This is a genomic window from Streptococcus sp. AM43-2AT (assembly GCF_003603405.1).
GTDB lineage: Bacteria > Bacillota > Bacilli > Lactobacillales > Streptococcaceae > Streptococcus > Streptococcus ilei.
Map to the genome: position 1 here is coordinate 570551 of NZ_QTND01000001.1, position 12174 is coordinate 582724.

The window sequence follows — 12174 nt, forward strand, 5'->3', positions numbered from 1 at the left end:
TTCTCCTTTGTCTATGTTACTACTAGCATATCAAATCCAGACGCTACTTTCAAAAATCTGCTACGCTGGCTTTACTTGACTTTTCTTGGCAAAATGATAGTATAGAAAAAATACATTTTGAAGGAGAAAAATCATGTCCACGATCGACTTTCATAGTTTGGCAAAGACAGAACTACACTGCCACTTAGACGGTTCCTTGTCTCTTCCGACCATTCGCCAATTGGCAGCCATGGCCAATATTGACCTTCCTGCTAGTGATGAAGAGCTCAAGCACTATGTCACTGCACCTGCCCACTGTGAGAATCTTTTGGACTATTTGGAGGCCTTTGACTACATTCGCCCTCTTCTTCAGACCAAGGAAGCCTTGACCCTTGCTGCTTACGATGTGGCCAAGCAAGCTGCTTTGGAAAATGTCGTCTACATTGAGGTTCGTTTTGCCCCAGAATTGTCCATGGATCAAGGACTCACTGTCCCAGAAACAATCGATGCTGTCTGTGAAGGACTGCGCCAAGCACAGGATGAATTTGGCATTGTCGCAAAAGCCCTCGTCTGTGGTATGCGCCAGTCGGATCGAGAACTCACCTCTCGTATCCTGGCAGAAGCCAACCAAGTTAGGGATCAGGAATTTGTCGGCTTTGACTTCGCTGGGGATGAGCACCACTATCCACCACAAGCCATTGTTGCCCTCATCCAACAGGTCAAAAGTTACAACAGGCCCATGACCCTGCACGCTGGCGAATGCCACTGCCCAGCCAACGTCGCTCAATCCATGGCCTATGGTATCAAACGAAATGGTCACCGGTGAACTCTGCTTGACCAGTAACCTTCAAACCAAGGCAGCTGCCACTGTGGCGGACTTCCCTTACCTCAAGATGAAGGAAGCACAAGCCCATATCAGTATCAACACCGATAACCGCACCGTCTCTGATACCGACCTCACTAAGGAATATGCCCTCTACCATCGCCACTTCCATACGACGCCAGCTGACTTTTACCAGCACAATGTCGATGCCATCCAGGCTTCCTTTGCTAGTGATGAGAAAAAACAAGAACTCCTAACCAAACTAGAAAAGGCTTACGCGGACTATTTATAAATATATTAGCTTGCATTTAATTAAGCAATGGCTTAAGGTTGAAGACAGAAACTTATTGGAAACTTTCCTTAGGTGAGTACGGACGTCAGCGAACTTCGGAGAAGTTCCATGACTTAGTTTTGAACCTAACGTTTCAAAACTCCCGAGTGCCTGAAACACTATTGTTTCAGGCACTTTTCTCACAGCAGAAAGTTCCAATATTCGCTTGTCTCACGCTAAAATCACCAATATATTCTTTTGCATTTGATTCAAAAGAAGTCTGTTTACATTCAAAAACTAGCACTTTTGTAAAGTGCTAGTATTTTTTTATTTAGAAACTGATTCATACAATGCTACGTCTCTAGGAGTTAGCAAACCGGTATAAAAACCGTCTACATTTACATTGGCATACTTGGTTAAATCATCATAAGTATGAACGGTGTGAATGTAAATTCGTTTATTCAGTCGATGAACAGCATCAATAAAATCCTGATTGAAGCGAGGATCAGCAAATGAAATCGTCACTGCCTCGATTTCCTTATGTTTTGAAATAAAATCGATAACCTCTTCTGCACTATCTGGCGAAGAATATAAGGTATAGATGATATGTTGGAAAGGATAAATGGCTTCGATTTCCCCGAACATCTCTTGATTGTAGATTTGTGGAACCACACGATCCAATAGAGACTCATCTCGATTTTTAGCTTCAGTTACAATTTGCTCGAATTGCGTAACAGTATCTTCCTTAGGGATTTCCATCGATTTGGTATCTGTGATCAATACCATATCAGAGTTAATGACCATCTGATCTAAAACATCCCCAATCAGCATGGTCGTAAAGCGACTTGGTGTCTCTGGAGAACCATAGGCTTTGAAGTTTTTCCACTCCTCTGATGAAAGAGCAACACCATCTTTATTCCCAAATTGATGCCAGTCATGGACAGCCGCCAATTTACGATCGCTAGTTAAATAGAAATCCATTTCAAACAAACGATGCCCTAGACCATAATTCTGTTGCAAAGCTTCCAGGGAGTTGGTATAAAAAGTATTGTATTCTTTCTCACGTATGGTACCACCTGCATGGGCAACCAATCTTGGCGAATCCTTTAACCAATTCTTTTTCTTGTTCTCCGTATAGTGGACAAATCCGAAGGTGTTTGAAAATTTCCCGTTAGTAAGCACTTCTAAACTTTCTTTATCCACATACTGAGAAGACAATAATTTGGCTTCTTGCTGAGTCGAAATAAGGTAATGGTTTTTATCAAATTGCTTTTTCTCTTTATTCCATTTAATTGTAATGGTGACATTGGATTGTTTCTTTTCGAAACCATCCGATGTTTTTTTATAGCCTGCTTGGACCAAAGATTCTTCAACTGGATACAAACCAGACGAAATCATGCTTAGCTTGCTAATATACAAACCAAGAAAACCAAGAATGACTACTGTTCCTAATACAAATAAGGCTGAATAGATCCGTTTGTGCGATCTATTTTCCTTTCTATCTCCCCTTCTCATCTCTAAACCGAATCTCCTCTATTAATCTTTCCACAAATCCATCGCCTGTAAGAAATCATCTGAAACTGTGACATTTTCAGGCTGAAGAGCTTCCCGTTCTTGTTGTTTGATTTTTAATTGTGTCAAACTGGCAATCCCCTCCCGTCGCCAATTGCGCAGGATGGCCTGGATATATTTCCAGTGAGGCTTGCCATTAAAGACAGCTTCTCTCAAGGCAGCCTTTACAATATCAGGGTCTGTTTGGTCCTGTTTGACTGTCTGTGTCAAATCTTCGATTTCAAATGGCGTCAATAAACGGCCTAACTCCTGCTCAAAGGTTTTGACCAAATCAGCCAGTTCATTTTCCGCTTGCTTGTCTTGCCCACGCTGTGCAGTATCTGTCTTACTTTGAAGCAAGTCATCCAGGCGTTCGAGGGCAATAGTCGCATCAAAAAGAACTTCAATCTCTCCATCTAGCTCAATGGTCCGATATTGGAGCAAACCTTGGTTGGTCAGGCGAGACATGGACTGGTTCACTTCTGTGACAGACTTGCCAATCGCATCTGCAATTTGATTCGGCGTGAGGCTGGATTGATTGGTCGTATTTTGCAAATAAAAGAACTGCCAAACCAGAAAATCCTCTGCGTCTTTAAATAAGTGTTGATAATGGAAAAGTAAGGCACTTGGTAAGACCAAATTGCCCGACTTAAATGCTTGTGAATATGTCATACTACCCCTTTATAGGTAACCATAAAATGAAATATCTTTTTCTAACTCCTCCAAACGATAAGGAGTTTCTTGGTAAACTGCATAATTGATCCAATTACTAAAGAAGTTGGCTGCCGCTAAGTTCCACCGCATCCGAGGGTCACGACTGCTGTCATCCTGATCAAAATAATTCTTGGGAAGATCTGGATTCAAGCCTGCTTTCACATCCCGCTGGTATTCCTTGGCCAAGGTATCACGGTCATATTCCAAATGGCCAAAACTATAGACCTCTCGAAGGTCTGGACTGGCCAGGATCGATAGTCCTACTTCACTGCCTTGAGCTAAGACTTGCAAATTGCTCTTTTCTAGCACTTCTTTGAGGGGGACATCCGTATAACGTGAATGAGGGGCCAAAAAAGCATCGTCAAAACCACGCATCAAACGGTTCTGTGGATTCAGGACGGTTTGCTCATAAATCCCAGATAGCTTGTCGCACAGAGCTACTTTTTCAATGCCGTAGCGGTAATAGAGACCAGCTTGGGCACCCCAACAAAGATGGAGGGTTGAAAAGACATGGCGTTTAGACCAAGCAAAGACCTTTGTTAACTCTTCCCAGTAATCCACTTCCTCAAAGGCTAATTTCTCAACCGGAGCTCCAGTAATGATCAAGCCGTCATAATAGTTCTCTTTAATATCCTCGAAGGATTTATAGAAGATTTCCATATGCTCTGCTGCTGTCGTCTTAGACTCATGGCTAGTCATATAGAGGAAATCAACATTAATCTGCAAGGGAGTATTGGCTAGGAGGCGTAACAGTTGAGTCTCAGTTGCTACCTTAGTCGGCATGAGATTCAAAATCAGAACATTCATAGGACGAATATCTTGGTGAGTTGCCCGAATATCATCCATGACAAAAATATTTTCTGAGCGAAGAATATCAACTGCTGGTAATTTCTTATCTAAGGTAATTGGCATAAAAAGCTCCCATCTTACAAGTTGTTACCTCTTATTATAAGACAGGAGCATATAGTTTTCAATTATGGTTTTTCTCTATCTAGATATAGCTCTAAACTATATTAGTAATGCATCAAGACCTTGTAATCGTAGTCTCCGATAGCTTCGCGGCCTTTGAGTTCATCGAGCTCGATCAAGAAGGCACAACCTGCAACGACCCCACCGAGTTTTTCAATCATTTCGATGGTTGCTTTAACTGTACCACCAGTTGCCAAGAGGTCATCGACGATGAGGACGCGTTGACCTGGTTTGATGGCATCGGCGTGCATGGTCAAGGTATCCACACCGTATTCTTTTTCGTAGTCCGCTGAGATAACTTCACGTGGCAATTTACCAGGTTTACGAACAGGTGCAAAACCAATTCCCAACTCAAAAGCGACAGGACATCCAACGATGAAACCACGCGCTTCTGGGCCGACAATCATATCAATCTTCTTATCCGTTGCGTATTGAACGATTTCACGAATCGCATAACTATAAGCATTGCCATCTGCCATCAAAGGGCTGATATCACGGAAGGTAATCCCTTCTTGTGGATAGTTTTCAATGCTTGCAATATAATCTTTTAAATTCATGGTTAACTTTCTTTCAAAAAAATTTTTTACATTCCATTATACCATGAATTCTACAAACGTGCATCATTTTTTGCTAAATCATTTTCCCAAACACCTGCATCAAAAGCAAAAATCCCACACCTGAAAAAGATGAGGGATAATAAATGTTAGAAGAGCCTTTTACTGGTCTTCTATCAATTTGTAGTACTCAATTTTCATATCACCCAGGTTTTTCAAGGAGTAACGCGAGCTTCCGTTTTTAAACCAAGTACCAAGGATGTATTGCTCAGTGACTTTCTTGCTTTGGTTTCGAAGCCATGTGCGGTCTTTGCCATAGGTAGAAAGTTTCTTTAGAAAATCACTCCCCTCAACTGTTTGACCATCCGCATAAAGATAGACATTCCTTTGAAGGAAGACCTTATTTGCAGAATCGTATTTGAAGGACATTCGAACGGATGCATTTTCGTTCAGCTGGTATTCATACCAGTAAACCCATTCAGAACTGTCTCGAAACATCATGACAGATAGGTCTTCCTGACCACCAACGATGTCATCTGAATAGGGATAGGACTGAAATCCTTCATCCTCCTTCCAGATGCGATCACTACCGATTGTCTCTGTATAGGGGCTAAACATCACATAGCGCATCCAGCTGCCATTTTCAGCGTAGTTGATCTCCTCCATGGGGTTTCTCAAACTCCAGTAGATCCCTAGCCAATAAAGGGAAAAGAGTAGAAAAGGGCTGAGCCAGAGGAGTAGTTTCTTCTTGTTCATCACATCGATTCCGTTAAATAATCATAAATTTCTTGCACAGATCCTAGGGCCATGAGCTCTTGGTCTTTGACCGTCTGCACCAAGTCCTGATAGATGGAACTAGAGGTAATCTCCTTCTTCTCCGCATCCTTGTTGACAGTCATGATGCCATTTTCAATCTGGACAAAGCCTAATTCTTGGAAAATCTTGATCATCTTGATCAATAAAACCTGTGGAATCTTGAGGTAGTCAGATAGTTGGCTCAGCTTATGGCGGATATCAAACTCAGGGAACTGGTACAGTGTCTTATAGAGTTTGGCATATTGATCGCGGTTGCCATAACCGGTCAAATAATAGGCCTTGTCTAGGTGATTCTTAAAATAGACCGCTTGGAAGCTCTGTTCTTGGAAGAGGGCTTTCAATTCTGCCAAGTCATCTGGTATGCGATCGATGACAATGGCTGGTGATTCCACCCCTCCTTCTAACTGACTAAAGAGTGGGATGGCTTGTGGGAGAGGAGCATTCTTTCCTCGGATATTGTAAAGCTGTACTCCTTCTACACGGGCATCCACCATCATCAATTGCAGGGTGGTCTGTCCATTCCATTGATTGATGGCCAAGGATACCACCAACTCCAAATTTTTCGCTTGGGAGAATTCCAATTCCAAATGGCCCTGACCAAAAGCCACCACATCAAAGCGGGCATTGCCTTTTTGAATCTTCAACTTCAGATGGCTATTGCCGGCTCCCATGGTCCGGCTAGACTCCACTTGGAAATCTCGAATGTAAAAGACGGGTTTCTTATGGTCCATCCCAAAAGGTGCTAAACGATCAAAGCTCTTCAAGGTATCCAAGGTCAGCTCTTCAAGGTCCAACTCCTCATCTACAAAGAGAGTAGATTTAGCCGTCAGGTCAATCCCTTTTTCACGAATATAATCAGAAAAAATATCGGTCAGACGAGGAAGATTATCTACTTCCAACGTCATACCAGCTGCACCCGCATGGCCCCCAAAGGCGATAAAAAGATCACGATGGGGATCCAGGGCTTCGAAGATATGGACACTTTCTGGGCTTCGCGCACTACCCTTGGCTTTGCCTTGGTCTATGGTTAGGACGATGATGGGCTGATGGAGCTCTTCTAGCAGTCGACCAGCCACGATTCCTAAGACACCAGGATTCCATCCTTCCTTGGCCAAGATTTGAACCGGAAGACTTGGATCGACCATAGCTTTGGCCTCATCATAGATGGCTTGTACGATCTCTTTGCGCTCTTCATTCTTAGCTTGAATCATCAGAGCAATCTCTAGTGCTTCTTCGTCATCAAAGCCTGTCAAGAGCTCGACCGCTGGATTAGGGTCATCCAAGCGACCCAAGGCATTGAGACGAGGGGCAATCTGGAAACCAACCGTTTCTTCATTTACATCTTGAGGAGCGATGGAGGCCAGTTTGAGCATTTCCTGGAGACCGATCCGTTGGGTTTGACGAAGGACACCTAGGCCATACTTGACTAGGATGCGGTTTTCATCTGTCAGACTGACCATATCCGCAATGGTCCCAATGGCCACCAAATCAAGGAAATCTAGGGGCACCTCTTCTAGGAGGGCACAAGCCAACTTAAAGGCAACCCCGCAGCCAGCTAGGTGCTTGAAAGGGTAGTCGGCATCTGGATGCTCGGGGTGAATGATGGCATAGGCATCGGGCAAGACTTCTGGCATGGCATGGTGGTCGGTCACAATGACATCTACCCCCATGCTTTGGGCCAATTCAATGGCTTCGTGGCCTGCTACCCCGTTGTCCACCGTTATGATAAGGGAAATCCCCTGCTGTTCAATAAAATACTTGTAGACACTAGCATTGGGACCGTACCCATCTGTAAAGCGGTTGGGTAGATAGACTGCTACTTCCGCCCCCATCTGCTCCAAGGTTTCCTTCATGATAGAAGCGGCCGTCATCCCGTCTGCATCATAGTCCCCATATACTAGGATGTGTTCATAATCTTCAATAGCTTGGCGAATCCGATCCACTGCCTTGTCCATATCGTGAAGCAGGTAGGGATCATGGAGATCTTCTAGCCGCGGTTCTAGAAAACGATCCAGCGCTTCTTCCGTCTGGATCCCTCTTTCTCCCAGTAACTTGGCTACGGATGCTTCTAATCCTCTCTTCTTTGCTTGCGCCAAAAACGTATCATCTGAAAAGGGCGTAGCAAACTGCCATTCATATTTTGACGTGATCATCTCGGTCCTTGTCTCCTGTTTTTCTTATCAGCATATTATAACATGAAAGCCGGTAATCCGGAAAATGAAAGAGCCTATTTGGAAAGATTGGGAAGAGCAAATAGAAGATAACCCATTATAGTTTCCCCACTAACACACTGGAACCCCATTTCAAGTGTATCCATTAGATCCACTCTATCTCCGCTAAATTCATTTTACGAATGACTGACCCTCCCTATAAATAGTTTCTACTATATTTTTTTATTATTTAGATACAAATTACTTGACACTGCAAAGGATTGTAATATAATATAAGTGGCTTTAAATTATATGGTAACGGACTGATCGGTTCTTCAGCCGTCTTGGTTTGAAATCCTTGACTTTATGGCCATTGGAGTTATTAATTCTGTGTGTGGAAAGGACAATCAGTTTTTTATTTTAAGCTGTCCCAGTCGACTTCCGCTTTTCTCTGGCTACAATAATGGTCTCTACCATTCAGTTCTAGCAGAAAAACCGTCATAAAAATCTAGCCGACTCCTTGTCGGTATAGAACTGGACACGCTTAAAATGTGTGGAAAAAAAGTGATCTACTTCCAAACCAGGAAAAAGGAATGGAGGAACAAGTGAAAACTTTCTATAAAAAATTATTCGCGTTTGTAGCAATGATTAGTGTAGTTGCTCTTGGCTTATCAATTATTAAGCCAGTCTCTGCAGCGACTGTTACACCAACCATTACAAACCTTAAAGCAACAGCAGCTGGTCAAAAGGTCACATTTTCTTTTGACTGGGACTTAACAGGTATCTCTGTTAAGGAAGGTGATACGTTTACCATCGACGCTCCAGAAGGTGTCAATATCACTGAAATCGCAACACAATCACTACAAGCAAACGGTGCTGAAGTGGCGACTGTTTCGATGACAGGTAAAAAGATTACTTTTACTTTCAAAAAAGCAATCGAATCCATGAACCAAAACGTAAAAGGTGGATTCTCATACAAAGCAGAATGGGATAACACACCAGGAAATCCTGGAAACAAGACTGCCACTTCTAAAGTCGGTTCAGAATCCGTTGTCATCACTCGTCCTGATGGACCTGGTGTATTTGAATCTGTGATCAATAAATATAACCTTACTGGGGACTATGTTACTAAGCAATTCAAATTAGATGCATCTGAAAACTATGCATGGATGAATGTTGGAGATGACTACTATCTTACAAAATGGTTCATCCGTATCAACGGAGATGGTAAGAAACAGGCCATCACGAACCCAGTTGTGTCAGATCGCATCCAAGCTCCAGCGGTAGATTACTCAAAAATCACTTTTGCTCCAGCTGCGAACCACGCTGCAAGTGAATTCTTCGTTGGAACTTACTTGAAACCATCCTTCACATTAAGAAAAGGTGGACAAGTGGTTGCTTCAGGATGGAACTTCTGGCAACATGTGAAATTCGATGCTGACGGTAATGGATTTACTGTGAATTTATCAGATGTCAGTGATGTTTTCAAAACAGCTACAGACGAAGAATTAATCATTGAATACCAAACATTAATTCCTAAGACTACTATTCGCGTAGACAACAACGCTACCTTGAAAGCTGACGAAATTACAACACCTCAAGAAGATCCAGCTTTCTGGAACAACACTGAGTTGAAATTCTGGGTTTCTGGTGACACAACTGTGACCGTTCAAAAAGAATGGGTTGGAGATAGCGAAGCTGACCGTAAAGATATCACTGTTCAATTGTATGCTGACGGCCAAGCCTTGGAAGGGATGACACAAACTCTTACAAAAGCTTCTGGTTGGCAAGCAACATTTACTAAATTGCCTGGTATCAAAGACGGTAAGAAGATTGAGTACTCAGTAGTGGAAACAAACACACCTGAAGGTTACACTTCAAAAGTTGAAAAAATTGATGATGCAAACGTGATCAAGGTTATTAACACATCAAACAAACCAACTACAACAACCACTACTACGACTACTACAACCACTACAACTACAACGCCTGAGACTCCTGCTACAACTGTTTCATCAGAGGAGCCTAAGACTACAGTAACTACTACACCTGAGACTCCTGCTACAACTGTTTCATCAGAGGAGCCTAAGACTACTGTAACGACTACGCCTGAAACTCCTGCTACAACTGTTTCATCAGAGGAGCCTAAGACTACTGTATCTACTACACCTGAGACTCCTGCTACAACTGTTTCATCAGAGGAGCCTAAGACTACAGTAACGACTACACCTGAAACTCCTGCTACAACACCTGGAACACCAACTACAACACCTGGAACACCAACTACAACACCTGGAACACCAACTACAACACCTGGAACACCAACTACAACACCTGAAGGACCTAGTACAACACCTGAAGGACCTAAAAAGAATGGTTCTACTACCACTACAGCTGAAAATCCAACTGGACCAAACGGTGGAGAAAATGGTGGCGGACGTAAGAAACTTCTTCCAAGTACAGGTGAAGTTGTCGCAACAGGTCTTGTTCTTACAGGAGTATTGGTCTTGGCTGGTGCCGTTGTCTTGAAACGTAAAATTACTGATAACTAATTCAGTCACATTAACACTATTAGCTTGCACTAGCTCCACCTCCTAGTCGCTAATAGCAAGAGGCTGGGACAAAAGTCCTAGCCTCTTTATTGTCTTTAGATTGTCGAGCAAGACGCAGTGGCTGAGTGGTATCTTTGTTCGCTTTTTAAGCTCCAAATATGACCTAATGAGGGAAACAAAGTTTCCTTTATCTGCAACCTTCAACAGTCTCCCAGACTGTTGAAGCTGTGCGGAGGTGGGACGACGAAATCGAATTCTAACGAATTGGCGATTTCTGTCCCACTCTCTTTTTCTATGGAACTATGACGATAGAATATAAAAAAGAGCCTGTGAAAACTTCACTAGGCTCTTTCGTATCTTCACTTGTATTCCAGTCTATTTCATATATGGGAAAGCTTCTATTATTTTCTTCCTTAATTTTTCATTTTCTATCTTTTCAATATTGAGGACCTCTTGAAATTGGAGCGTATCTTGAACCACATGTTCTTGCCCATCTTTTGAAAACTCGGCGGGAATGGTCAAATTTTTAAAAAGCTCTTTCCTTAGGTATCCTTCTGGTGTTACTTCGTAAAATATATTCATAAGAGCTAACTCAAAATTAGCACTGTGTTTTTGAGGCTGAGATTTGAAGTATCGAAGAAATTCTTCTTTATTCTGAACAAGGTGCTCTTGCCCATCTATTGAAAAATCAGCAGGAAGCGTGAAATCTTTAACGAATGAATTATAGGGACTTGTTAGTAATTCTAAAAAGGAAAGACGAAACTCTACATCTTCTTCGCCTAAGAAATACAAAACTGAGCGATAGTGATTTTTCAACATCTGATAGACCTTTGGATGGGCTGATGCTAGAGATATTTTGCTCCCTTCAGTTTCCCTAAAACTTTGATTAAACCTAAGTTGTAACCCTCTAGAAATATAGTCATTTCCTCCGGAACCAGTTAATTTCGTTTTTGACATAAGAGCGAATGGATGCCTATTCTCAAATCTCTGTTTTGACTCCGTTTTAACTTCTTCAACACTTTTACCAGAGGAACTTATTGTGGATATTTTTCCTGTTTTTGCATCAATCAACCCCTCCTCAACCGGATACTCTGAAGTCTCGTTAAACTCCTCCGTAACAACTTTCATAGCTCCATTTTCAATCACTACTTTTGATTTCTTGGGTGCTAACATAGTAATAAGAAAGTAGGTTTCATTATCCTCTGTTTCGTATATTTCTTCTGAAATATCGAGTGGGATATATTTCTTATTATAGTCACGAACCATTTTAAAGACATCATAGGTTTTAGGTTTTAGTTTTCGATCGTTTGTGTCGTAAACATCAATCAACCAATACTCCCCTTCTTTGGGCTCATTGTAGCTTAGATAAGGTGCCGAATCTGGTGCAGTACGATAGCGTGAAAACTTATCACTACTCGCTTTTAACCTATAGCTTTCTTGCATGATATAGCGCTCACCACTTGCACCATCATGTGTATTAAGTTGGTACGCAAATTTTGGTTTACCATTATTAACTTCTTCAATTAATTCTCTCTCATCACCATCGTCCCATTCGATAACTAGCGCTTCCCCATTATGAATAAATTCATAGTCCTTAATTACTGGCCTTGGTTTCCACTGAACATACTGACGCAATTCTCTTATACGAATTTGTTCTTTAATAGAGTACACAGAGCCAACTACCACGACGAATAAAGTAAATAAAAACATCTTTGACTTAAATAACTTAGGCATAAACAGTTCCTCCTAATCTCCCCCTCATTTTACCATCAATTCCCTCTTTTGTCAGTCAAAT

General features: G+C 42.1%; 8 protein-coding genes and 1 pseudogene. 2 read left to right on the top strand and 7 right to left on the bottom strand.

All coding sequences use genetic code 11. From position 1 onward, the window contains the following. Window positions 1-133 precede the first annotated feature (133 nt). Window positions 134-1094: pseudogene (locus tag DW930_RS02870) on the top strand (adenosine deaminase family protein). A 306-nt stretch (window positions 1095-1400) separates the two neighbouring features. Here the strand turns inward: DW930_RS02870 and DW930_RS02875 are convergent. The 6 genes from DW930_RS02875 to recJ form a co-directional block, all read right to left on the bottom strand. Beyond that, complete coding sequence (locus tag DW930_RS02875) at window positions 1401-2588, bottom strand: glycerophosphodiester phosphodiesterase family protein (protein WP_123159278.1); 1188 nt, start codon at window positions 2586-2588, stop codon at window positions 1401-1403. Between the two features lie 21 nt (window positions 2589-2609). Next, window positions 2610-3296 carry a DnaD domain-containing protein gene (locus DW930_RS02880; protein WP_123159279.1) on the bottom strand — a complete coding sequence of 229 codons (687 nt, stop codon included), beginning with the start codon at window positions 3294-3296 and terminating at the stop codon, window positions 2610-2612. Window positions 3297-3305: 9 nt separating this feature from the next. Further along, on the bottom strand, window positions 3306-4250 hold the full coding sequence (metA, locus tag DW930_RS02885; protein WP_123159280.1) for a homoserine O-succinyltransferase: 945 nt from the start codon (window positions 4248-4250) through the stop codon (window positions 3306-3308). Between the two features lie 101 nt (window positions 4251-4351). Further along, a complete protein-coding gene (locus DW930_RS02890; RefSeq protein ID WP_023022957.1) occupies window positions 4352-4864 on the bottom strand; it encodes an adenine phosphoribosyltransferase in 513 nt (170 codons plus the stop codon). Between the two features lie 159 nt (window positions 4865-5023). Beyond that, on the bottom strand, window positions 5024-5617 hold the full coding sequence (locus tag DW930_RS10435; RefSeq protein ID WP_165851208.1) for a TipC family immunity protein: 594 nt from the start codon (window positions 5615-5617) through the stop codon (window positions 5024-5026). Beyond that, the gene (recJ, locus tag DW930_RS02905; RefSeq protein ID WP_123159282.1) at window positions 5617-7830 is read right to left on the bottom strand and encodes a single-stranded-DNA-specific exonuclease RecJ; all 2214 of its coding nucleotides are present in this window, start codon (window positions 7828-7830) and stop codon (window positions 5617-5619) included. The genes DW930_RS10435 and recJ overlap by 1 nt, the downstream gene beginning before the upstream one ends. Window positions 7831-8420: 590 nt before the next feature. Here recJ and DW930_RS02910 point away from each other — a divergent pair. Then, window positions 8421-10379, top strand: coding sequence for a Cna B-type domain-containing protein (locus tag DW930_RS02910; RefSeq protein ID WP_243635756.1), 1959 nt, complete (start codon window positions 8421-8423; stop codon window positions 10377-10379). 375 nt (window positions 10380-10754) lie between these two features. Here DW930_RS02910 and DW930_RS02915 read toward each other — a convergent pair whose 3' ends face one another. Continuing rightward, window positions 10755-12113: a hypothetical protein gene (locus tag DW930_RS02915; protein ID WP_123159283.1), complete on the bottom strand. Its 1359-nt coding sequence runs from the start codon at window positions 12111-12113 to the stop codon at window positions 10755-10757. Between the last annotated feature and the right edge of the window lie 61 nt (window positions 12114-12174).

Excerpts from the sequence above, each read along its gene's own strand:
- DW930_RS02890 (WP_023022957.1), bottom strand. The coding sequence starts at position 4,864 with ATGAATTTAAAAGATTATATTGCAAGCATTGAAAACTATCCACAAGAA.
- DW930_RS02875 (WP_123159278.1), bottom strand. The coding sequence starts at position 2,588 with ATGAGAAGGGGAGATAGAAAGGAAAATAGATCGCACAAACGGATCTAT.
- DW930_RS02910 (WP_243635756.1), top strand. The coding sequence starts at position 8,421 with ATGGAGGAACAAGTGAAAACTTTCTATAAAAAATTATTCGCGTTTGTA.
- DW930_RS10435 (WP_165851208.1), bottom strand. The coding sequence starts at position 5,617 with ATGAACAAGAAGAAACTACTCCTCTGGCTCAGCCCTTTTCTACTCTTT.
- recJ (WP_123159282.1), bottom strand. The coding sequence starts at position 7,830 with ATGATCACGTCAAAATATGAATGGCAGTTTGCTACGCCCTTTTCAGAT.
- DW930_RS02915 (WP_123159283.1), bottom strand. The coding sequence starts at position 12,113 with ATGCCTAAGTTATTTAAGTCAAAGATGTTTTTATTTACTTTATTCGTC.
- metA (WP_123159280.1), bottom strand. The coding sequence starts at position 4,250 with ATGCCAATTACCTTAGATAAGAAATTACCAGCAGTTGATATTCTTCGC.
- DW930_RS02880 (WP_123159279.1), bottom strand. The coding sequence starts at position 3,296 with ATGACATATTCACAAGCATTTAAGTCGGGCAATTTGGTCTTACCAAGT.